At 43.9% G+C, this 22,176-nt stretch carries 19 protein-coding genes and 2 pseudogenes; 13 read left to right on the top strand and 8 right to left on the bottom strand.

Annotation, left to right across the window (positions count from 1 at the left end; genetic code table 11):
• Positions 1 to 22: 22 nt before the first annotated feature.
• A complete protein-coding gene (locus tag NST74_RS29360) occupies positions 23 to 2,047 on the bottom strand; it encodes a right-handed parallel beta-helix repeat-containing protein (protein ID WP_341115746.1) in 2,025 nt (674 codons plus the stop codon).
• Between the two features lie 194 nt (positions 2,048 to 2,241).
• On the opposite strand from NST74_RS29360, the gene NST74_RS29355 reads away from it, so the two are divergent.
• The 5 genes and pseudogenes from NST74_RS29355 (at position 2,242) to NST74_RS29335 (ending at position 8,325) form a co-directional block, all read left to right on the top strand.
• Positions 2,242 to 2,514 carry a hypothetical protein gene (locus NST74_RS29355; RefSeq protein WP_341115745.1) on the top strand — a complete coding sequence of 91 codons (273 nt, stop codon included), beginning with the start codon at positions 2,242 to 2,244 and terminating at the stop codon, positions 2,512 to 2,514.
• A 299-nt stretch (positions 2,515 to 2,813) separates the two neighbouring features.
• Positions 2,814 to 3,512: a hypothetical protein gene (locus NST74_RS29350; RefSeq protein WP_341115744.1), complete on the top strand. Its 699-nt coding sequence runs from the start codon at positions 2,814 to 2,816 to the stop codon at positions 3,510 to 3,512.
• A 405-nt stretch (positions 3,513 to 3,917) separates the two neighbouring features.
• Positions 3,918 to 6,161, top strand: a complete 2,244-nt coding sequence (locus NST74_RS29345; RefSeq protein ID WP_341115743.1) for a U32 family peptidase — start codon at positions 3,918 to 3,920, stop codon at positions 6,159 to 6,161.
• A 114-nt stretch (positions 6,162 to 6,275) separates the two neighbouring features.
• Positions 6,276 to 6,632: pseudogene (locus NST74_RS29340) on the top strand (ATP-binding cassette domain-containing protein); the annotation flags it as partial.
• A gap of 436 nt (positions 6,633 to 7,068) precedes the next feature.
• Entirely contained in the window at positions 7,069 to 8,325 is a 1,257-nt protein-coding gene (locus NST74_RS29335) for an acyltransferase family protein (RefSeq protein ID WP_341115742.1), read from the top strand.
• 86 nt (positions 8,326 to 8,411) lie between these two features.
• Here the strand turns inward: NST74_RS29335 and NST74_RS30070 are convergent, their stop codons facing one another.
• The 5 genes and pseudogenes from NST74_RS30070 to NST74_RS29315 all read right to left on the bottom strand — a co-directional run bounded on the left by NST74_RS30070 (position 8,412) and on the right by NST74_RS29315 (position 12,027).
• The gene (locus tag NST74_RS30070; protein ID WP_445668222.1) at positions 8,412 to 8,531 is read right to left on the bottom strand and encodes a hypothetical protein; all 120 of its coding nucleotides are present in this window, start codon (positions 8,529 to 8,531) and stop codon (positions 8,412 to 8,414) included.
• Between the two features lie 236 nt (positions 8,532 to 8,767).
• The gene (locus NST74_RS29330; protein ID WP_341115741.1) at positions 8,768 to 9,784 is read right to left on the bottom strand and encodes a phosphotransferase; all 1,017 of its coding nucleotides are present in this window, start codon (positions 9,782 to 9,784) and stop codon (positions 8,768 to 8,770) included.
• A 17-nt stretch (positions 9,785 to 9,801) separates the two neighbouring features.
• A complete protein-coding gene (locus NST74_RS29325; RefSeq protein WP_341115740.1) occupies positions 9,802 to 10,944 on the bottom strand; it encodes a glycosyltransferase family 4 protein in 1,143 nt (380 codons plus the stop codon).
• Positions 10,945 to 11,257: 313 nt separating this feature from the next.
• Positions 11,258 to 11,784, bottom strand: a pseudogene (locus NST74_RS29320) (MFS transporter); the annotation flags it as partial.
• A gap of 3 nt (positions 11,785 to 11,787) precedes the next feature.
• A complete protein-coding gene (locus NST74_RS29315) occupies positions 11,788 to 12,027 on the bottom strand; it encodes a hypothetical protein (RefSeq protein ID WP_341115739.1) in 240 nt (79 codons plus the stop codon).
• Between the two features lie 135 nt (positions 12,028 to 12,162).
• Between NST74_RS29315 and NST74_RS29310 the strand changes: the two genes are divergently transcribed.
• Positions 12,163 to 12,354: a hypothetical protein gene (locus NST74_RS29310; RefSeq protein WP_341115738.1), complete on the top strand. Its 192-nt coding sequence runs from the start codon at positions 12,163 to 12,165 to the stop codon at positions 12,352 to 12,354.
• 69 nt (positions 12,355 to 12,423) lie between these two features.
• Positions 12,424 to 12,573 (top strand): hypothetical protein, encoded by a 150-nt coding sequence (locus NST74_RS29305; protein ID WP_341115737.1) that lies wholly within the window; start codon positions 12,424 to 12,426, stop codon positions 12,571 to 12,573.
• A gap of 15 nt (positions 12,574 to 12,588) precedes the next feature.
• On the opposite strand, the gene NST74_RS29300 is transcribed toward NST74_RS29305, so the two are convergent.
• Both NST74_RS29300 and NST74_RS29295 read right to left on the bottom strand, forming a co-directional pair.
• Complete coding sequence (locus tag NST74_RS29300) at positions 12,589 to 13,551, bottom strand: aldo/keto reductase (RefSeq protein WP_341115736.1); 963 nt, start codon at positions 13,549 to 13,551, stop codon at positions 12,589 to 12,591.
• Positions 13,552 to 13,683: 132 nt separating this feature from the next.
• The gene (locus NST74_RS29295) at positions 13,684 to 14,568 is read right to left on the bottom strand and encodes a GNAT family N-acetyltransferase (RefSeq protein WP_341115735.1); all 885 of its coding nucleotides are present in this window, start codon (positions 14,566 to 14,568) and stop codon (positions 13,684 to 13,686) included.
• 222 nt (positions 14,569 to 14,790) lie between these two features.
• Between NST74_RS29295 and NST74_RS29290 the strand changes: the two genes are divergently transcribed.
• From NST74_RS29290 to NST74_RS29265, 6 genes are all read left to right on the top strand, one after another.
• Positions 14,791 to 15,234 (top strand): aminoacyl-tRNA deacylase, encoded by a 444-nt coding sequence (locus tag NST74_RS29290; RefSeq protein WP_341115734.1) that lies wholly within the window; start codon positions 14,791 to 14,793, stop codon positions 15,232 to 15,234.
• 44 nt (positions 15,235 to 15,278) lie between these two features.
• Positions 15,279 to 16,265: a sugar-binding protein gene (locus tag NST74_RS29285; protein WP_341115733.1), complete on the top strand. Its 987-nt coding sequence runs from the start codon at positions 15,279 to 15,281 to the stop codon at positions 16,263 to 16,265.
• Positions 16,262 to 17,698: a sensor histidine kinase gene (locus NST74_RS29280; RefSeq protein ID WP_341115732.1), complete on the top strand. Its 1,437-nt coding sequence runs from the start codon at positions 16,262 to 16,264 to the stop codon at positions 17,696 to 17,698. Before NST74_RS29285 ends, NST74_RS29280 begins: the two co-directional genes overlap by 4 nt.
• Positions 17,699 to 17,722: 24 nt before the next feature.
• Positions 17,723 to 19,303: a helix-turn-helix domain-containing protein gene (locus NST74_RS29275; protein WP_341115731.1), complete on the top strand. Its 1,581-nt coding sequence runs from the start codon at positions 17,723 to 17,725 to the stop codon at positions 19,301 to 19,303.
• 203 nt (positions 19,304 to 19,506) lie between these two features.
• A complete protein-coding gene (gene xylF, locus NST74_RS29270; RefSeq protein ID WP_341115730.1) occupies positions 19,507 to 20,589 on the top strand; it encodes a D-xylose ABC transporter substrate-binding protein in 1,083 nt (360 codons plus the stop codon).
• Positions 20,590 to 20,662: 73 nt separating this feature from the next.
• Positions 20,663 to 22,174: a xylose ABC transporter ATP-binding protein gene (locus NST74_RS29265; protein WP_341116021.1), complete on the top strand. Its 1,512-nt coding sequence runs from the start codon at positions 20,663 to 20,665 to the stop codon at positions 22,172 to 22,174.
• The last annotated feature ends 2 nt before the right edge of the window (positions 22,175 to 22,176 follow it).

Below are 22,176 nucleotides of genomic sequence, written 5' to 3'. Positions count from 1 at the left end.
CCTGAAATGACTGGACTCTCAATCATATTTCAAAATCAATCGTACCCTTCTCGGTTAATTCAAAGGGACCAGGTGTGACATCTGCATCGGGTCTCTTTGTTCCGAAAAAATCGGAATCAAAATGATAAGGAGTGCTGTCTGGTTCCTCGTACTTCATATCGGCGTGATACGTCTTTCCAAGCAGATCCGTGGTAACTAACATTGCAGAGGCTCCCCGAAGCAATTCGGGATCATGGATCTGAATGTACACCTTACCTAGCGCAGGATTAATCTCAACGTTTATACCCTTCTGTGCAACTATCTTCGCTTGGGATTCTTGACGACTTGGAACCGCATCGTTAAGAAATACATTTCCATACATAGCCACCGGAAGAACGGCATTGCCTATAAAGAAATCCTTCGCGGCATCGCCAAGCTCCATAAGCTCCTCTTTGGTGTATTCCCACCATTTCTTATCTTTCACATCAGGATGTTGATCGTAGCCACCAAGTCCTACAGCATGCAGATAACAAATGGAATTGTCCGGAACTCCGTCCATGACCGTCTTCCCGTCCTCTCCAACTTCATCCCTTGGTTTAAGAGGAAGATGCTCAAAAAAAGTGATTGGTACAGGTGCCTTATTCGCATCGTTATCACACAAAAAGATATTGTTGTAGTACCTGTCATCGCCCCCTGTGATATTGGAGTATCCCGCCATGGCTGTCTCATGAGGGAAGTGATATGGCGTAATCCGCGTAATCTCGGAACGAACGACAAATCGGCCTGCAAATAAATTATGAGCAAATGCCCCGCCTTGGGCCATATTTCTGAAATTCATGGGCGAGAGGAATAGATTATGATCGACCATATATGGACCATGGCATACCTCAACGAAGAGGTCTTCGGAAATGTTGTCAAAAAATACATTGCGGCTGATGCGAGTGCCCTGTGCCTGCCAGTCCAGCCAAAGCCCACGGTAACAGCTATACATTATATTTTCGCTAATTTGAGTATCCAGTGAAGCATGCAGTTTAATTCCCGCTACTTCGGCACCATGTCTGAGTCGTTTGTGGTGAATATTATATATACGGTTCTGATAAATGTGGCTGAAGGCTGCTCCCATATGACCCACAATACCTGCCTGTTCACAATCATGAATCACATTACCTCGAACGATGTGACTGCCGACGTTATCCTTATGCCAGCCGGAGCGTAATGCTCGTAAAATAACCTCCTGCTCACGTTTAGTACCGCCTTTACTATGCTTCTCCAAAGATTTGCTATGACCTGTACCGATTTCGGTACCCAGGCTAATACCAACGCATTTGGATTCACGGATTATATTGTTTTCAATAATCCAGCCCTTGCTCCAGTGAGGTCCAATCAAACCTTCCTGATAGTCTGTAGGTGGCGCCCATTGGGGGGAAGCTTGACGAAGAGTAAAACCGCTTACGGTGATGTAGTTAATTCCAGATTTCTCAGGCCAGAAGCAATAAGGACGTACATTAATTTCTACATTTTCCTTACGAGGGTCTTTTCCACCAAAGTTGGCCCAGATTTTTGTTGTGGTAGAACCAACCTCGGCATACCATTTTAACAATGAATCCTTGGGATATTTGGCTTCGGGCCAAATCTCAAAATTGTTAACGCTTTCAACATTATCGCATTCATACAATGATTTGCCATCCAGATATACATCGCCGAGATGAATCGGGAAGGGCCCGTCAAATAACCAGTCTCCACTGAGCTCCACCTCAAAAGGATTACGAACGGAAAAGATGGAATTGAGCACTTCTGTGCTCCAAACATGGTCTCCTTCAGATTTCCAGTTGGTAATCCGCTCAGCTCCTGTAATGACTACTTCCCCGTCTCCTGCGGATCGATATATGATTCTATGCTCCGCTGTTCCTCCATTAGCCGGGTTAACCCATTCCCTGTATACTCCCGCATGAACAATAACTGTATCACCAGCCATGGCATGAGCCGCAGCGCGTGATATGGTACGAAGGGGTTGATCGGCTGTTCCTCTTCCTTGATCATTCCCATGTATGGATACATGATATTCCATAACAACTCTCCTTCTATTTCAAAAATATAGGTGTATCCAGTTATTATACTAGAAAATAAATATAATAGGAGAGATAGGAAGGTGAATGTTAGGCTAAAAATTGATATTGATATAAGTTAAACCGTATCCACTACCCTATGAGGTTGTGGTTTTTTTGCTTTTTAAAGTCTTTTAGCTAGCAGCTTTCTACGCCTTTGATTTCTCTACGCATTCTTAAACGCATTCAAAAAGACCTTAAGGTTAATACAATCGTTCCGGGACACGGCGATGTGTCTAACTCGGATCGAATCACGGATGTCATACGCTTTTTGGAGAAAACGATTGCTTATGTTTCTAAAGCTTTAACAAGCGGGAAATCAGAGTCTTACTGGTTGGAACAAGGGATATTAGAAGGCTATGAGGATTGGCATCTGCCCCAGTATTTCAGCTGGAACTTTCGCTGTCCGCCAGCGGAGTATAGGCCGTAGGACACCAGTCCTTACACAGGATGAAGCAAGTTATCTTGGAACGGTAATACGGACACGGTGTCCACTCCGATACTTTTCGCACGGTAAGCGTAGAGGTAACGAATGCATTATACGAGCAATGGAGCGACAAGGGAAAACGATTTCTCATTACAGGTGCATAATCAGGCATTGGCTTGCAACCACCCGCTGTCCTAACAAGAGGTGATAATCTAGATGGTCATAATACATTTAGCTTCCAAATAATGAAACATATTGAAATTACAACCGTATTAGCTAATGTAAAAATTAGGAGGAGTGTTATGTTCAATTCCAGTTCGATAATTCGGTTTCTTAGTGCTTTGATCATATTTACGCTTGTACTAACCGCTTGCCAAAATAATCAATTCGAAACAGAGCACTTTATTTACAAACCTGTAGGTAAACAAAGTCCTCCATCCACCACCTTGATGGATGATTTAGACTCGGAATATGCAAGAATAACGGAGCTATTGAATGTGAAAAATGAAAAAAAGCTGGAGATTATCATATATGCAAGCCATAAGGATTATCTAAAAAAGACGGGCCTTCCCTCTTGGTCTGGAGGCGGATATTCCCGTAATGGAATAATATTGCCTGAATATGACAAGTTGACTGCCGTGCATGAACTTACTCACGTCCTGATCAATCGTATTAATCCGGACACGCCAAGATGGTTGAATGAAGGGATTGCGACTTACATAGCGAAAGATTTACTCATGTCTATGCAGGAACTTAGGAATGAAGTGAAACTATATATGATTCCTCCATTTTCAAGCTATCGTATTGTGGACCCTACCGAGTTTATGAGTATTGGTGGCTACAAAATGTCCTGCTCCATGATCGATTTTATGGTTTCTGAGTATGACTGGGAACGGTTACTTCAACTGATTCGTTCACCGTATGACTTTGAAGGGGTATTCCAGATGTCGGGTGAGGAGTTCTGGAATAAATGGAAAGAATATTTAAATAAAAATGATTAATTATAAGGGCACCTACTCGGGTGCCCTTATAATTTTCGCTTATAGTGTGTTCCGGTAAACCCTACCGTAAATAACGGCGAAATTTTCCGCACTAATCTCTTGCTGGGCGGGGAAAGGGCGGTTTTTGTTCATTGGAGTCCTCGTTAGTGTCGTCATCGAGCTCTTCGGGTTCCTCGTCTGGGTAATCATCCTCTTCGTCCTAGTCGGTCGAGTAAATTCTGCCTCCAACGCTATGAATAAGCTGTACGGGGTTGAAGTAAGCCTCTCAGGGCCACTGAGGTTGTTAGAAACAAAAGCGCAAGCCATTGGTTTGTGCTTTTTGCCGTAGATTAAGTTGTAGTTCTTATTTTATGATTAATGGTGCTGAGTTTGAGCGGTTATTGAAGTAGGAGGTAAGGATAATTTATGACTGAATTATTAGCTCCAGCAGGAAATATGGAAGCTTTAAAAGCTGCAATATCTAATGGTTGTAATGCAATATACTTAGGAATGCAAAAATTTGGTGCGCGCGCATACTCATCTAATTTTGATTTGGAATCGTTAAAAGAGGCGGTTACGTATGCGCACCTGAGGGACGTTAAAATCTATGTTGCAATGAATACTATCGTTTTCGAAAACGAAGTTGAAGAGATGAAAAAGCAGATACACGAATTAAATGAAACCGGTGTGGATGGCATTATCGTCCAGGACCTGGCTGCCTTCGATTATATCGTTAAAAACTATCTTGATCTGGAAGCGCATTGTTCCACTCAAATGGGAATCGACGACGTAGACGGAACTTTATTATTGAAAGAGCTTGGTGCCAAAAGAGTTGTTCTGTCCCGTGAGGTTGAGATTGAAAAAGTAAAAGAGATCAAAAGAATAGCTGAAATACCTTTAGAAATTTTCGTTCACGGTGCTTTATGTGTATCTTATTCGGGAAACTGTCTAATGTCAGGATTACTCGGCTATCGATGCGGAAATCGCGGAAGATGTGTGGGTTCATGCCGTAAGGAGTATGAACTAATGGATAAGACAACAGATACATCTTTAGGGAAAAACTATATTCTATCTACTAAGGACTTAAACACAATCGATTACATCCATGATTTAAAAGAAATCGATTCTTTAAAAATAGAGGGTAGAATGAAAGCGCCTACGTATGTTGCTAATGTTGTATCAAAATATCGCATGGCCTTAGATCATAAAATAACCGAAGAAGATAAAGAAAATCTAAAAAAAACATTCAACAGGACATTTACCAAAGGATATTTGTTTCACGAAGACAGGAGAAATATTACAAACATCTCAAGGCCTAATAACTATGGTTATCCAATTGGAACAATCAGCAAGATTGAAAAAGATAGGTATGAAATAACACTTACACGTACTCTAAATCAAAACGATACCATCCGAATAAGTCATAACAATGAAGATGTTAATCTAACGGTTGCCAAACTGTATGCTAGAGATGGCGACTTAATCAACAAAGCAGATGATGTCTGCTATATCAAAATCAAAGAAAAGATGTCTGTGGGAGATGCAGTATATAAAACGAAGGATTATTTCTACCACAAGGAATTAGAAGCATCCCTGGAAAAAGAATTTAAGCGGTTTAACCTGGATCTTAGAGTATATGCGTATCCAGGTTCCAAGCTGTTCATAGATGCGGAGGGCTTGGGCTATACTTATGCCTATGAAAGCGAGGAAATACTGGGCGAAGCCATCAATAATCCAACAACAAAAGACCAGGTCATCAAGCAATTCTCCAGATTAAATGATACTATATTCGAACTTAATCATTTGGATTATGAGGAATGCAATGCATTTATTCCAGCTAAACTGTTAAATGCAGCAAGAAGAGATATTGTACTGGGCTTATATGACCTAAAGCTTAGCAGCCAGCAGAAAAGAACCAAGGCTTTGAAAGCCAAAGAAAAAATAAGCTTTGCCCCTGAACAACCATACCTTACGGCCTCTGTAACGAATCAGGAACAGTATGATGCTTGTGTGAGCTGTGGAATTAAGGAAATCTATTTTGAAAATGTGGTTAGAAGAAACCAGAATGAATATAAGGAAAAAGAAGGGCAGCTGCTCATCGGAGGATATGGCGGAATTTATCACTACAGAGAAACCAATCCGTTTGTTACAGACTATTCTCTAAATGTTATTAATGCTACTAGCTGCTATGAATTATATAAATTAGGTGCCAAACGAGTCACTTTATCTTATGAATTGAATAAGAGCCAAATTGAGGATTTAATTAATGCCTATTTTGAAGAAAATGACGGCTATCCTGCGCTAGAAATGATTGTATATGGCAGGGCTCCGTTGATGTTTACCAAATATTGTCCGATGAGAAAAATGAATCAATGCAGAGTGTGCAAAACGAAGAGCTATGAGTTAAAAGATGAGTACGGAATATTCCCTATCCTTTCCCATGAGGATTGTACAACGACTCTCCTTAATGGTAAGACGCTTAATCTTTTAGATGAGCTGCCAAACATCAAAGGAATTGAGGCGCTCCGATTAAACTTCACAGTTGAATCTAAAGATCAGGTTGTGAAAGTTATTAATATGGCCTCAAGCAAATTAAATGGCTCAATGAATAATGCTGTCTTTAATCAGGAAACAGAAACAAGAGGACATTTTAATAAAGAGATTGTGTAGCCAAAGGGATGGTTCTGGCGAAATCTGAGAAACAGTAAGCTCGCGGATTATATTCTGCAATACATCCAATAATAGTAATCCTTTTCGTTTCCGCAAAAAGATCTATATAAGGACATTTCGTTTAAGCTTGAAGAGGGGCAACATTGCGCTTTTATCGGAACAAGCGGCAGCGGGAAAAGTACACTGATCGATATACTGATAGATCCTGAAAGGTATTTGTTCGAGGGCAAGTTAGAGATAGACTTTGCTTTGCAAAATCAGGTATGTCAATCAGTTCTCGCAAGTAGACAAGCCTAAAGAAACAACGTTTTTGAATATATCGGGGAAGCATTTATCAAGATATAAGATGAAATCACATCAATTTATGCTGAAATGGAAACCACATCGGACATAGATTCGCTGCTGGAAAAGTATCAATTAGCTTTGGACGCATTCGATTCAATGGGCGGGGATGATTTAGAAAGCAGTATGATAACTTTAGCTTATGAATCACATAGTTGAGACATTTATTTTATTTCGTTGTTAAACAAAAATTCGCCGTTAGCCCGTTATGGTGAACCTTATCATAATAAGTAGGGGCAAGTTTTTTTAAAACTCGCAGGAGCCTGTATTTACAGCATACCGAAGATAGGAGTAGGGTAGCTCACTCTCTGGTCGGAATGGTGCCTTAAACGGGCTTCTGCGAATTTATTTGTAAATACGGTGTCCAGAAACTTGCCGTTACAGCCAGCGTGGTAAATCATATCAAAAATAAATAAAATCGTTGAAGGATTTTAATATGATTTATTGAAAGTTAGGAGTACCTGAAATCGATGTATAGCGCCATTGGGAATGGGAGTAGTGGGCAAACGGATTGCGGGCGATCATCTATCCGGGAAGTCCATTCGGAAAAGAGGAAATTGAGCTGATGTCAAAGATTCGGTTAGGTAGTACCCAATTAACAGGAGCAGATGGCATTCGTGCGATCGCTTGCCTGTCCGTCATTCTGCATCATTTGTCACAACGTCTAGCGATGCCCGCACAAAAGCATTGGCTTCAAGAAGTGCAGTCGCTTGTCTTGCTTGGGAACAGCGGGGTTAGCTTGTTTTTCGTGTTAAGCGGATTTTTGTTGTCGTTCCCCTTTTGGAGTGCTTATTTGAAAAATGAGGCGTATCCGAGTATCCGAACGTATGCAGTGCGTCGCGCTGCAAGAATTATGCCCGGCTTCTATGTTTCGTTCTTGGTTTGTCTGTTGCTCGTATGGAGGCTGGACATTCATACGGAGTTCTTGTGGCGGCGAATCATAACGGGATTCACGTTTACGACAGGCTTCCACTATACAACTTTTTTTCCATCCGACTTGAATGGGCCATTCTGGTCGATCAGCTTCGAGGTGTTTTGCTACATGCTTATGCCTTTGTTTATGGCTTTATTGTTTAGGCTCAGCAAGCGGCGTTCGTTCGGAAAGGCGGTCTTATTCTGGGTCGTCGCGTTTGGATTGGTGCTTGTCGCCAACTCGCTCATACATCAGTGGTTTACGCCAAGCGAGAATGGCCGAGGTTGGGAATTTGGTCAGCTCGGCGGTGCAAAATACTGGATGCCGAATTACAATCCGATCGGATTCTTCGGCCACTTCACCATAGGCGTCCTGGCGGCGGGCGTAACAACCGCGATCATGCAGCGTCTCACCGCAATCGAGCGGTTGCGCAAGCTCGGGCTGTTCGACGCAGTCGGGGCAGCCGCTTTGGTGATTGCCGGCTTACTACTCTGGCGCGTGCGCCATCTAGACGAATTTCACTTCAGCTTCCAGCAGCAGCCGTACTACTTCCCGACTTATGCCATTTTATTCGGAGTCGTGCTGTTGTCGGCACCGTTCAGCCTGATGTTAGGGCGCTGGCTTGATAACCGCTTTTTTCGATTTACCGCGAAAATTTCGTTCGGCTTGTATATTTGGCATTATTTGTTCATTACGTTAATCGAGATGTACGTCATAAAGGATTATCGCTATTTCGGGATCGAGGACGTGTGGCAATGGTCAGTCATCAGTGTATCCGTAGTCGCAATCTCGTATGCGGCGGCAACGATCTCTTATTATGTCATAGAGCAGCCGTTCATCAATTGGTCGAAGGGCAATCCGTTTTTTCAGCGCAAGCGGACGGATAGGTATTCGGGTAAATCCGTATAAGTTATTTTTCAAAAGAGGATTTATCAGTTCGTGGAATTTCACACAATCACCAGTGGAATTATTCTTATATTGCAACCCAAAACGATTTATGAAATTAATAGGAAAAATATGTTATGCGTTTGAATGTAGGCTTTTACGATTTTTACACTTCGGTTGATGGTATGGGCAATTTCCTCAACTTCTGTTCCTTGTAGATACAAATACAGTGTCCGGTATCATTCGTACATCCGACGTTTTTTGGCGTGTTTCATTGCGGTTTCAATCTCTTGAAAGGATGCTGAGTTGGAAGTGACATAGCTCATCTGGGAGGAAGCAAAGCTAGCAGCGATGAATTTAGGGGTAGGAGCGTTCTCCTCCAGATGGCAGCGGCCAGCATTCGTTGTTCGGGAGAGATTATTCTATGCGATATCTTGGTTAGTGTAGCCGTTTCAATGGCTCGGCTCTATTGCTTTATCCCCGCGTAAGCATCGAGTTTCCTTAGGAACGCAGCTCTCTGCCGTTCGTGGGATAGAATTCGCGGGAAATCGAGTTCGACCTTGCGCTTCACTTTCGGTGTTCTTTTGTCATAATTATCAATGAGTCTACATATGCCCCGGGGGAATCTAAGGAGCACCTTCAACATTTCGTAGTCCTCTCGCTTCAGCTTGGAGATAGTCTGATAGCCATCCAAAAAAGATTGAGCGACAGAGAAGTTCCAGTTGTGGCACTGACAAAAGTTATAAATAGCACGATTTAGATCATACGCACGCAGATCCAGTCTCAACGTTTCAAAATCGATTAAACCGTTGCCTTTTCTCGTTCTAATCACATTGGTTGGTCCGAAGTCTCCGTGGCATAAAGTTGGTCTCGTTTTTCGACATATCGAACGGTAGCTGCCCAATCGTAATTCCCGCATAGAAGTTTGCGCCATATTCAATAGTTCGCTGCCATGCGTTTGGAGCAAGCGGTCAAGCGGACTATTAAAGCCGTTTCTTCTTGCCCTTCGGATGTTGGCGAGCAGCTTTCTCTGTTCAACGTGAAGTAGTCTGGGCCATGATCCCAGCATATTTTGCTTTCCGAGAGCTGGAATGCTAATCTGAGCACCATTCTGATGAAACTTAGCAAGCAAAATGCCGCATTCTCTCATTTGCTTCTTCGAAGCGGATGACGGCCAGGGACCTTTCAGCCATGGGGTAAGAATAAAAGTTGGGCTTTCTTTTTTTAACTTGGCAAACAAAAGTTTGCCCTGATTTTCGCGAAGGTTGCGCCAGCCGAGCTGAATTGATCCTTTGCGCCGTACCCGCTGCAGTGTCTTGTCAATCCAGCGCAGCTCGTTGGGAGAATTTGGCATTCTCTTTAAACAATAATCAATTCGGTCCGCAGCTGTTATTCGATAAACGCCTTTTTTAATGACTTTCGTTTTTTTTGCTCGAATTCCGAATTTTTCGGAAAGCCGTTCGACTTCTAGATTAGTGTGCATGGTCGATCATGCCTCCCTTATCTGTGGTTTTTACTACCCTGGAGTTGTCGGAATAGGTGCTTGTACCGGTTGGCAGCCTGCGGCCATTGATAACGTGACGCTAGCCGGCTACCGGCGACAACCCGCTTGTCAGTGAGCTTTTTGTTGGTCCACATTGCTTTAATGGATGCGGCAATATTTGTACCGTCCGCTCTGGGTATCGTTTGGGCTACGCGGCTGTTCACAAAATCGGCAAGTCCTCCAGCCCGGGTTGATACCAACGGGATTTCACTGGCCAGCGCCTCAAGCGCGACCAATCCGAATGATTCCTGGGAACTGGGCATCACCACTGCACCATAAGTAGCATACATTTTCTGCACCTGCTTTTGACTACGGAAGCCAAGCCAACGTACCTCGGACGATATGCCGAGCATTCTGGCAAGAGACTTCAGTTGTTGTACATAACGCTTAGAACCTGTTCCGACCAAATCTAGCCAAACTTTATTACCATCTTGTTTCAATATTGAAATAGCTTTCAGTAGAGGTTCTATCCCTTTTAACGGAACGAGTCTGCCAACGTATAAAAGGTGTCGCCGTGATACGCGTTTCTCTGATTTGTGCAAGACTATGCCATGGTTGACGACAGCGGTTTTTCCTGCGACGAAGGGATATAGCTTCTTTAGCTTGTAGAGTTCCGACCGGCTAGGGATGGTAATCTTACTTGTCTTCTTAAATAATAAGACCTGTTGATCAATCCTTATCTGTTTTTTCTTACTTACAGTACCCTTTTCTCGAGTAACCAGAGAGTGACTAGTATAAATAATCGGAATCTGGTGTTTCGATTTATAATATTTCGATAAGTTGGCGAACTGCAAGCTGTGTACGTGAATTCCGTTTGGCTTCTGGATCCCATGATGCTCAATCCATCGCTCTATAGCGGCGGGATTAAACTGTCGAGTCTTCATTGAGTAGTAGGGCGCTCTTGTCGGGAAGCGAACAATACATAGCCGCTCGCTTTTCGTAATACTAATTGAGGAATTACTGCTCTGGCTCAGGACGGTGGTATAAACACCGCTGCGCACATACGCTTTTGTCAAATTAGTAACTGCTGTCCCTAACCCCCCAATAATATATGGCTCGTATTCATTCGTGAGAATCCACAGTCGTCGGGGTTGTCTCAAGATGATTCCTCCCTTATAAAAAACGGTTTTCTCCGTTTTTTTCTCCTTGCGATCATAACTGCCATCATAGAATAAAATATGATGCGTTGAGACTATTGCTTGGGTAGAAGACTAGAGGGGGGAATTTACTGTAGCAGTGCAGGAATTCGCTTCACAGATTTAACATTGTATCCTTCAAGAGTGATTTTAGGCATCGTAATATCCATAGTAGCCAGATCAGGCCGTACCTACTTAATTAGGTGTACGGCTTCTTCACCGTTGGTTGCTTCTGCTACAATCTTTCAAGAGGAAAGCTGAGGAGTCAATAGGAAGAACCCAATGGTTGACATAATAATGGTAAAACATCGACCCTTGGCTTGGTTATTTCTGTAACATTCTTTAAATATATGAATGCATAAATAATCGAAAACAACACGACAGGAATCACCATGTAGAACAACCATCGCCAGTTTAAGGTATCGATAACCAACCCCGACAAAGCTGCCCGATGACAGGGGCGACCATGATGACAAGCCCCATGAGACCCATGGCAGCCCCCCTGCGTTCCGGAGGATAGAGGGCAAGAATCGTATTCATCATCAACGGAATCAATAATCCTGTCCCGCAAGCCTGAACAACTCTGCCTATCAGCAAGATTTCGAATCCAGGAGATACAGTACACAAGCAGGTACCTGCTAAAAATAACGCCATCGCAGACATAAACATCCGGCGAGTCGTGAACCATTGCTGTAGCAATGGAGTCACCGGCACCAGTATGCCAATCATCAGCATATAACCAGTCGATAACCATTATATAGTCGAAGCAGCAACGTTAAACTCAGGCATTAATCCAGGAAATGCAGGTTATCCTACACCATCACTTTCTAATAAGGAGTAAAAATTATCGCGGTCTTCATCATCAAATTTGCCAAGCGCCCGTACCCTGACAAATTTATGTCCGCCAAATATGTCGATTTCCTCGCCGCAACTATTGTAGAGTGCGATCATATGACCCTCCCGATTTCGCTCTATATACCCGTAACAAGATCCCTCGGGTGCTTCACCATAAAAGAGTAAAAATCTTATTTTGTCCAAGCTGTTCATACATAGCCCCTTTCCTTATTCTTCATTGATCTGAAGCATATTTTACGTCAAACTGGATCAATTGGAAAAAGCGATATCGCCTTGCATCCACGGTAATTAATTCCTATTTAGAAAACATAAGGGGGATCCCTCGCTATGTCGCTCATTCGCACATTATTTCTTGACGAGATGCGATTAGGGGAGTATGATAACGTGCCGGTTAAGCTGAACCGTATCACAAATAAAGGCAAGTTTTTATATTGTGCATCTCGAATCAAGTATGCAAAAATCACCGGTGATATAATTAATATGGAAGGGATTGAGGAATTCCATGCACGAATGGAATGAGATGAAATGGTCCAGCTAATGGTAGACTGTGTGGGGAGAAATATTAAGGAGAGTACATCCCTATTGCAGATGTCGGAACAGCTAGGCTATTGGCCTGCGGACACTAGCTTTAAGCATTTTCGTATTATTCCCAATATGGAAGACGAAGATAACCAGCGCATCGAAAATGATATTCACAATAACACAGAGAATCATACCGATCATCGATGTGCTGGCTGAACCCTCTGAGCTGTCTTAATAAGTGGCTTCATTCAACCTTTGAATCTGTTCCGGAGTAAGTGCCACATCAAGTGCTAACAGGTTCTCTTGAAGCTGTTCTGGAGTGCTTGCTGCAATTAATGGAAGGGTAACTGGAGAATTGCTCAGCATCCAGGCTAGTACTACCTGATTACATGTTGCACTTGTTTCTTCGGCTATCTGTTGCAATACGGCAATCCTTGCTTCGGCATCCAGACCAGCATATTGTACTGGAATTGGACGATCCTGTCGGCTATATGCACCGTTCAACAGAGGCGAATAGGCAAGTAAAGCAATTTCTTCATGGGTGTTTATATATTTGAGCATCTCCTCTGAAACGCTAAGCTGTACATCGAAATCAGCGCCTAGTCTAGGGCGCAAATAAGTATATCTCTGCTGAATACATTGATAGTGAGCAAAACCGCGAGATTGACTAATACTTCTTGCTTCTTCAAGCCGCCAGGTGTAATAGTTGCTACATCCGATGGCGCCTACCTTGCCGGATTCTACTAATTGATTAAAAGCTTCGAGCGTTTCCTCCAGTGGGACATCCGTATCGTCGATATGGGCGTAATACAAATCTATATAATCGGTTTGTAGCCTTTTCAGGCTATCATCGACCGCTTTATGAATGGCCATTTTCGATAACCCTTCTTTAGAAGAGAAACCAGCACCGGGTATGGTGGGATTCGCTCCAACTTTAGTTGCCAGAAAGATGCGATTTCGGTTTCCTTGTTCCTTCATCCATTCTCCCAGTAAGGTTTCGCTTTGCCCTCCTAATCCACTTCCATTCCAAAAGGCATAGTTATTGGAGGTATCCAAAAAGTTGCCTCCCGCATCCATATATTGATCCAGTAGCCGATACGATAGGCTCTTGTCGGTATTTGTACCGAAGTTAAGACATCCAAGACATAGAGCGCTTACCTGTGGTCCTGATTTTCCTAAAGAGAGTTGTCTCATTTTATTCCATCTCCCATTCATGTATTAGTTCTTTGCCCACTAACTCTAGCAGTTGCAATTAACTAATAATAACACTATAGTTAATAATTGATAAATTCGACTGGGCATGAGTATTTTTTTCGGACATATTTATCACCATGCTTTTTTCCATAATTCTCTGTTACAGATGGTTTCAAAGCCAACGGCGGTGTAGAACTCCACTACACCTCCAAAACAATACTTTGCGCCCAGCTTTTTAGTTTTTCTCATTCCCTCGGTCAGTGCAGTGGTGGCAAGCCCCATACGCCGGTATTCAGGGACGGTAGCCAATGGCTCAAGGTAGGCATATTTATTCTTGGCGTCAAACCGCATACCGGCAAAGCAGGCGTAATCTCCATTTGGAGCTTTAATGATTGTACTCAAATCACGCTGGAAATTGGGTCCGCTTTGCATAAGCATTTGATCATCGGGGTTGTCATCTGGCGTGTTGCCATGATCAAAGCCCTTCCACAGGCAAGCATTTATTCTCCCGTAGTCATTTTCATCTTCAAGGGACATAACGGAAAACCTGTCTGGCAGCACGGTATCCAAAAACGGTTTGTCATAAGTAAAAATCGTGACCGGCTCCGTGTGTGACTTCTGATAGCCATTTTGATGTAATAAGGCTTGTTTTTCAGGCTCCTTGTCGGTGATCCAAACGCTGAGGCTCCGCTTGCCGTCCTTAAAGTTTGAAAGCTCATTTTCAGCATACCGAAGCATTTCCGGAAGTAAAAAGCTACATTTGTTTCTAACGCTTAGAAAGGCTTCTCCGATATTCATTTCATAGCAAGCCACTCCCACGAGCTCTCCGGCTTCTTCCCAAAGACCAAAACGGTGCGTCAACTTATGGTTAAAAGCCGGATGGGTATGTGCATACTCGAAAAATTGCGGCAGCAGGTAACTGTTTAATGTCTCGATATCATACACATCCTCAAGGAACTTACGGACTTTCTCAAAGTCGGCAAGCAGCTTATATCTTCTCAGTTTGATTTCGCGCATTAATTATCCTCCTCAATAAAATAAATAACGGATTTTCCAAAACCTAGCCTCATGTCATCGAGCATAGAGTTTCTATGTCGCTTTAAACATACACAGTCGTTCATAACCGGATCAATGCACAAAACGGTTATAATAAAACTCGCCGTTACTGGCTAGCGGTGAACCGTGATAGAGGGATATGTAAAGATGTGAACGATATAATGATGGGGGGTAATCCTGTTTATGGATAAATTAACAGCGATTTTGCAAGAAAAAAGAGTCCAGTATGAAATTATTCATCATGAAAAACAGATTCGTACAGCACAGGAAGGTGCAGAATATTTTGGAATTGAAATAGGCCAAACAGCTCCTACATTAGTTCTCAAGTCAGAAAAAGGATACTTTGCAATGATTGTTTCTGGAAATCGTGGGCATGTAAATTTAGAGGAAATGTCAGCCCTTTTAGGATGCGACCAATTGAAATTGGCAACCCCAAAAGAAGTCCAGCAAATTACGGGATACACCGTTGGCAACGTCTCCTTAGTGCTTTCTTTGCCTTGTATCATTGATAGAGGGCTTCTACAATATCCATTTGTTTACGGAGGTACGGGAGAACCAGGATCGACATTGAAGATTGCCCCAAGCGAGCTAGAGAAACTAAATCAAGTGGTTACCTTTTTGGATTGAAAACGCTTCCAGCATTGGATAGGATATGGATGAGGTGAATCAGTATGAATAAAAAAGGACTGTCTTGTGTGGCTGTATTACTAATAGTATTACTGGCGTATGAATTTTTTGGATTTGCTCGTCAATCCGGTAAGATGGGTACGATCGTTCAGGAATTACATGGCCATCCCGGAAATTCAGGACACCGTTATCACATCGTACTGATTGAGCAGGAACGTTATCATCCTTATTGGGAAATGGTTGAGAAGGGTGCAGAGGAGGCCGCGGAAAGGTACGGAATAGATATTGAATTTACCGGTCCGGTTCGCAACAACATGGATGAGCAGATTCACTTGCTGGAAAAAGCGATTGCTGCCCATGTGGATGCAATTATTGTCCAGGGGCTGAATGAGGAGAGGTTTACTCCAGTCATTGATAAGGCTGTACAGCGTGGAATTCCTGTTGTAACCATCGATACCGATGCTCCGGCTAGCCATAGACTAGCTTATGTCGGCACGGATAATGAGGCGGCAGGTGAGAGTATGGGGCGTCTTGTTGTAGAGACTACAGGCGGCTCCGGAACTATAGGCGTCATTATCGGGAGTGAGCTTGCCGAGAATCAGCTGCAACGGCTGCAAGGACTAAACAATATAGTGAAGCAATACGAAGGTCTGAAGATTGTGGATGTTCGCAGCTCCAACATTTCACATATGGAAGCCATTCAACAAGCAGCGGGTATGCTGAAGGCCTACCCGGATATTACGATCATGGTGGGTACCAGTGCAACAGATGCCCTTGGTGTTCTTCAGGCGGCGAAGAGCTTGAAACGGGATGATCTTACGATTATTGGTTTCGATAATCAAGAAGAGACGCTTGACGGTATTCTCAGGGGGGAGATCAAGGCGACTATAGCACAGCAGCCCTTTTTAATGGGGGATACAGCAGTTAAGCTGCTTTATGAGCATTTTCAGGGAAAAGCCTTACGTTCTGAATATTATACAGAGGTAATGGTATTAGACAAGAATAATGCCCAGAAGGGAGAAGGCCTGTGAGTATCCGCCAAAAGCTGTTGGTTTGTATACCGCTACTTGTGGTTTTGATGAGCACGGTTTCCTTTTTTTTGTTTCAAAGCGGTAAGAATGTGCAGCAAAGCTATCATTTAATGATGAATCGTATCTTATTATATAAGGAAGTGTCCTATGAGGTCGGGGAGATTATGCGATCAATGAACCGGTTTATCATGCAAGTTGATGCGGATAGCTTTCCTGAAGTGGAACAACACCTGAGTGGAGTTCAGGGACTGAGACAAGAACTCGATGGATTGGAGACGATCGGAGGTAGCGAACTGCCGCTTGTCAATTATCGAAATATTATTGATACGTTTTTAGCGCAAGTAGAAACTATGATTGGCAAGATCGACGATCAAGATTCTAATACTATGGCGGGAGCTTACATCGAAGCGGAGAATACCGAGCGCTTTATACGTGAGGAGGCTCAGGGATTAGTCGATATTGAGCTGGACCAGTATAAGCCAATATATCAGGAAATTATGGTCACCACGGATAAATTGAATGCGCTAGGAACACAACTGGTCATTACTGTCGCAGCGCTTAGCATCATTTTGGCCATATGGCTGTCGAATAGTATAACGGGGCCGATCCGGCGCCTGGTAGCAACGGCCAAGTTAATAGCGAAAGGGAGAATGGACACCAAGGCACCAGAGAGCATTAACAATGATGAGATTAGCATCTTGTGTCGAACCTTTAATGGCATGATCGATAATATTCAGAGTTTGATGGCGGATAATATCAAGAGCTTAGAGAAGGATCGCCTGGTTAAGGAACTGGAGCTCAAAATGCTTCAGAGTCAAATTAATCCGCACTTTCTGTTCAATACCCTTAATTCTATAACCAAGCTGGCTTATATCGAAGGAGCCGTAAAGACAAGCCATCTTACGGTATCGGTATCCCGCCTATTGAGATATAACCTGCAAAAGCTGGATCAAGCGGTGCCGCTACGTGAGGAGGTCGAAAATGTGACCGAATATATCAACATTCAGAGGGCACGGTTTCGTGACCGGATTTCTTTTGTAATGGAAATTGATGAGAGAGTACTGGATGGAATGGTTCCATGTCTGACATTGCAGCCTATTCTGGAGAATGCATTCATACACGGGGTAGAGCAGATGGAAGAGGGCGGCGAGTTAAGGCTTACCATTGAATATATGGATGAAGGTATAGGCATTGAGATTCGAGATAACGGTGCAGGTATGAGCAGGGAGACTGTTGAGTTACTTCTCAAATCCTTCGTAGAGGAGGCTCCTGGCTTTGACAGGAGGGGCCAATCAAGTGGGCTGGGGACACATAATGTATTCAAAAGATTACATTTATTCTTCAACGGAGAGCAGAGAATCGAAATCGATAGCGCCCAGGGAAAAGGGACCGCCGTCTTGTTCAGAATTCCCTATCGCACGGCAACTACATGACAAGACGAGAAAGGATGGTGACTCATGTTCAGCTTACTTATTGCGGATGACGAAGCGCTGGAACGAGAGGGTCTGGAGCTAATGATTAGGCACATTCTGCCGGACACCTTTCATTTCCTTCATGCGGATAATGGAAGGAAGGCCATACAGATTGCGGAAGAGGAACGTCCTGATTTTATCTTTATGGATATTAAGATGCCTGGAATTCAAGGGCTTGAGGCTGTACGTCATATTTCTTCCATCGTTCCCTCAACGAAAATTGTGATAATCACGGCTCATGACTACTTCTCCTATGCGAAGGAGGGGCTGGCTCTGGGTGTCAGGGATTATCTGCTTAAGCCGGCAAGACCTGAGGAGATACTTCATGTATTACAGCTGTTGATTACAGAAAAAGAAGAAGAGAAATATCTGCGAAATCAGCAATTGGAGCTTCAGGAGAAACTGTCACAGTTGATTCCGCTAGCCGAGAACGAGCTCTCCCTTATGCTTATGCTGGAGTCGGTGCAGGAAGTGGAGCTCGAACAGTTGGCCGCTCTATTAAACCTACAGTGGCATAAGGGTTACGCAATGGTATTATCTTTTTCCAGGAAATCCAAAAAGGAGTGGGACGAATTTCAAGTGCTTAAACGGGAAGTTTATGAAGCGGTTAAGCATTTTACGAAGCCCAATCTGTCCCCGATCGTCGGGCCTATCGTTGGGCATCAGATGGCCTTATTCATACCTCTTCCACCCGGCAGTCACGGTTATTCCCAGCGTATTCATTCTTTGGAATGGGGAGAGCGTATTAGGAGGGGGATTGAGGAGCGGTTCCACTTATCCCTTTCGGTAGGAATTGGACCGGTCCGGGAGGTTTGGGATGGAATCAGCCGATCTTACCGTGAAGCCGTTCGGGTGTGTGCGGAGGATAACTTACTCCTGAACGTAAGGCATTACGATGATATGCTCCTGAGCTCAGGGCAGACAATGATCTCGCTGGATGATGAAAAGAAGCTGTTAGATGCTTTGCTGCGGCATAATAAACAGGAGAGTGCGGAGAAATTCGGATCTTTATATTCCATTTTGGAAGGCAAGAGCCTGGGTTCATTTACGACCTTGCGCGTAGAGGTCATAGGGCTTCTGATGTTTCTATGCCGCGCGGTTCAATCAGGTGAAGGCGCCAATCTGATGGCGTGTCTGAGTGCAACGGAAGATAGCGATGCTCTTCGTAAAAGTGCATTATATTGGCTCGATTCCTTCATCGATGGCTTGAGAGAAGAACGGGAGCAGAGTCGCTCACATGTGTTCCGGAGGGCGCTTCTCTATATTGAGCAAAAGTATAAGGATGACATCTCAATGGAGCAAATTGCGGAATATGTAAATCTTAGCCCGCATTATTTCAGTAAGTTATTCAAGCAGCATGCAGGAGAGACCTTTATCGATCATGTTACCGGACTTCGTATTAAGGAGGCTAAGCAATTGATTGTGGAGCAAGGTCTCAGTCTAAAAGAAATATGCTACGAGGTCGGTTATAAGGACCCTAATTATTTTAGCAGGGTCTTCAAGAAAGCGACAGGAATTACGCCAAGCGAATACCGGCAGCAAATCGAGAAGAAAAGTCCTTGTTAATCGACAAGGACTTTTTTGTGTTTTATACCCAAATTGTCCTGTGAAAGAATCGCAATTGGCTTTCATTCCAGGAGGCAACAATGAAGTGAAGATGGAGAGTAAAGAAGTGCTGGTATTGAATACACCGCTGGATTCACTCCCGTGCTAAGCTTTTTTGTAAGCGATACCAATTATTCTGGCTGGGGAAAAGAGGAGATGAAAGAGTGAGAAAATACGGTAAAGTAGTTCGTTTAGGGGTAGCTCTGTTATTGGCATCATCACTTGCAGGCTGTGGATTGGTCTCCAATGGGGATAACGGAAATAAGGGGAAGACGGTCGCAAAAGACGGAGATAAAATTGTTATCGGGATGTCGATGGACACTTTGAAAGAGGAACGTTGGCAAAAGGACCGCGATATTTTCACGGCTAAAGTAGAAGAGCTTGGAGGGGAAGTGAAGGTACTTGCGGCCAACGGAGATGATGCTACACAGATGAGTCAAGCCGAGCAATTAATTTCTCAGGGAGTAAACGTGCTTGTCGTTATTGCCCACAATGCTGAAGCGACAGCACCGATTGTAGAAAAGGCGCATAAAGAAGGCATCAAGGTGATTGCTTACGACCGTCTGATCAATAATGCAGATGTGGACTACTATATATCTTTTGATAATGTACGGGTAGGAGAATTTCAGGCCAAAGCGGTGATCGAAAAGGCACCGAAAGGTAACATCGTCTATATCGGCGGAGCGGACACGGACAACAATGCCCATATGTTCAAGGAAGGTGCCATGAATATCCTGAAGCCTCTTGAAGAGAAAGGGGATATCAAGATTGTGTATGACCAGTTCTCTAAGGATTGGAAGCCGGAAGAGGCTCTTAAGAATATGGAGAATGCTCTGACTGCGAACAACAATGATGTGCAGGGCGTGGTAGCAGCTAACGACGGCACTGCCGGGGGTTCGATTCAAGCCTTAACCGCCCAGGGAATGGCTGGGAAAATTCCGGTATCCGGACAGGATGCGGATTTGGCCGCCGTACAGCGGATTGCGGAAGGTACACAGCTGATGACCGTGTATAAGCCGATTAATGCGATTGCCACAGAAGCTGCAGAGATGGCCATGGCTGCTGCCAAAGGTGAAAAGATCACCACGGAAAAGACGGTTAATAACGGGAAGATTGATGTTCCTTCCGTACTGCTCGATCCCATCGCGGTTAATAAGGATAATTTAGACGTCCTTATCAAAGACGGCTTCCACAAGCTGGAGGATGTATACAAGAACGTTCCTAAGGACCAATGGCCCAAACAATAACTAGTCAGAAGGGAGTGCGGAACTCTAGGGTTCCGCTCTCTTCTGATTTCTGGTCAGAAAGGGTGCGGACATGATGCATGTATTAGAAATGGCAGACATCAGTAAAGATTTTCCCGGGGTTAAGGCGCTGGACCATGTAAATTTTAAGGTTAGGAAGGGAGAAATCCATGCCCTTTGCGGGGAGAATGGTGCCGGAAAGTCAACCCTGATGAAGGTGCTAAGTGGTCTCTATCCGGCTGGAACCTATAGCGGTGAAATTATTATTGAGGGTCAAAGCAGGCAGTTCCACCAGATAACGGATGCTGAGCAAGCCGGGATCGCCATCATTCATCAGGAACTTGCCCTAGTGAAGGAGATGACTGTAGGCGAGAATATATTTCTGGGGGCTGAGCCGTGCAGGCGCGGAGTTATTCAGTGGGATGAACTATACCATAATGCCTCTGTGTGGTTGAAAAGGGTAGGGCTGAATATTTCTCCAAACGTCAAAATTGGTCATCTTGGAATTGGTCAGCAACAACTGGTTGAAATCGCAAAAGCACTTTCCAAGCATACAAAAATTCTGATTCTCGATGAGCCAACCGCCGCTTTAACTGAAAGTGAAGTTTCAATCCTAATGGGGATATTGAATCAGCTGCGCAGTGAGGGTGTCTCCTGTATATATATCTCGCACAAAATGCCGGAGGTTTTTGCTCTTGCAGATTCCATCACGGTACTTCGCGATGGGCGTACCATAGCGACTCTGGATCGTAAAGAGACGGATGATGACCAGGTTGTATCCCTCATGGTTGGCCGGGAACTGACGGAGAGATATCCCCGAGTAAACCATACACCAGGGGACATTATGCTTCAGGTTAGTCATTATAACGTGTGGCATCCTGAGAAGCGTAATCAGAGAGTGCTCAGGGATATTCACTTTACATTGCGAAAAGGTGAGATTCTTGGAATCGCCGGACTTATGGGCGCAGGACGAACAGAGCTGGTCAGTAGCCTCTTCGGGGCTTATGAAGGCAGGGCTGAGGGAGAAGTACAAATCGAAGGGAAAACAGTGAAGATTAAATCCGTTGCTGAAGCTATTAAAGCAGGAATTGCTCTAGTGACCGAAGACCGCAAACGTCAAGGACTGGTGATGGGCATGGATGTGAAACAAAATACTACGATGGCTACATTGGGCAAGATATCGAAGCTTGGTTTCATTAACGAGAATGAAGAAATCAAATGGGGACGCCAGTATGTGCAGGACCTGAAGACGAAAACCGCTTCGTTGGAAACGTTGGTAGCTACACTTTCGGGGGGGAATCAGCAGAAGGTTGTCCTTGGAAAATGGCTGATGTCTGACCCGAAAATCCTGATTATGGACGAACCTACCCGGGGAATCGATGTTGGAGCGAAATACGAAATATATAATTTTATGAATCGGTTGGTAGATCAAGGTGTAGCCATTATTATGATTTCTTCAGAGCTGCCGGAGGTGCTGGGTATGAGTGACAGGATTATGGTGATGTGCGAAGGGGAATTCGTTAAGGAATTTCATTGGCGTGAGGCTACCCAAGAGAACATCATGATCGCCGCTGCGGGAGGTAAATAATG

Origin of the sequence: Paenibacillus sp. FSL F4-0125, from assembly GCF_038008565.1 — a bacterium.
GTDB lineage: Bacteria > Bacillota > Bacilli > Paenibacillales > Paenibacillaceae > Paenibacillus_AQ.
The sequence above is the reverse complement of the archived record's forward strand: the minus strand, read 5'-3'. Positions and strand labels throughout refer to the sequence as shown.

Coding starts and splice junctions, on each gene's coding strand:
- NST74_RS29360 (WP_341115746.1), bottom strand. CDS start 2,047: ATGGAATATCATGTATCCATACATGGGAATGATCAAGGAAGAGGAACA.
- NST74_RS29350 (WP_341115744.1), top strand. CDS start 2,814: ATGTTCAATTCCAGTTCGATAATTCGGTTTCTTAGTGCTTTGATCATA.
- NST74_RS29345 (WP_341115743.1), top strand. CDS start 3,918: ATGACTGAATTATTAGCTCCAGCAGGAAATATGGAAGCTTTAAAAGCT.
- NST74_RS29335 (WP_341115742.1), top strand. CDS start 7,069: ATGTCAAAGATTCGGTTAGGTAGTACCCAATTAACAGGAGCAGATGGC.
- NST74_RS29330 (WP_341115741.1), bottom strand. CDS start 9,784: ATGCACACTAATCTAGAAGTCGAACGGCTTTCCGAAAAATTCGGAATT.
- NST74_RS29315 (WP_341115739.1), bottom strand. CDS start 12,027: ATGAACAGCTTGGACAAAATAAGATTTTTACTCTTTTATGGTGAAGCA.
- NST74_RS29310 (WP_341115738.1), top strand. CDS start 12,163: ATGTCGCTCATTCGCACATTATTTCTTGACGAGATGCGATTAGGGGAG.
- NST74_RS29305 (WP_341115737.1), top strand. CDS start 12,424: ATGTCGGAACAGCTAGGCTATTGGCCTGCGGACACTAGCTTTAAGCAT.
- NST74_RS29300 (WP_341115736.1), bottom strand. CDS start 13,551: ATGAGACAACTCTCTTTAGGAAAATCAGGACCACAGGTAAGCGCTCTA.
- NST74_RS29295 (WP_341115735.1), bottom strand. CDS start 14,568: ATGCGCGAAATCAAACTGAGAAGATATAAGCTGCTTGCCGACTTTGAG.
- NST74_RS29290 (WP_341115734.1), top strand. CDS start 14,791: ATGGATAAATTAACAGCGATTTTGCAAGAAAAAAGAGTCCAGTATGAA.
- NST74_RS29285 (WP_341115733.1), top strand. CDS start 15,279: ATGAATAAAAAAGGACTGTCTTGTGTGGCTGTATTACTAATAGTATTA.
- NST74_RS29275 (WP_341115731.1), top strand. CDS start 17,723: ATGTTCAGCTTACTTATTGCGGATGACGAAGCGCTGGAACGAGAGGGT.
- NST74_RS29265 (WP_341116021.1), top strand. CDS start 20,663: ATGCATGTATTAGAAATGGCAGACATCAGTAAAGATTTTCCCGGGGTT.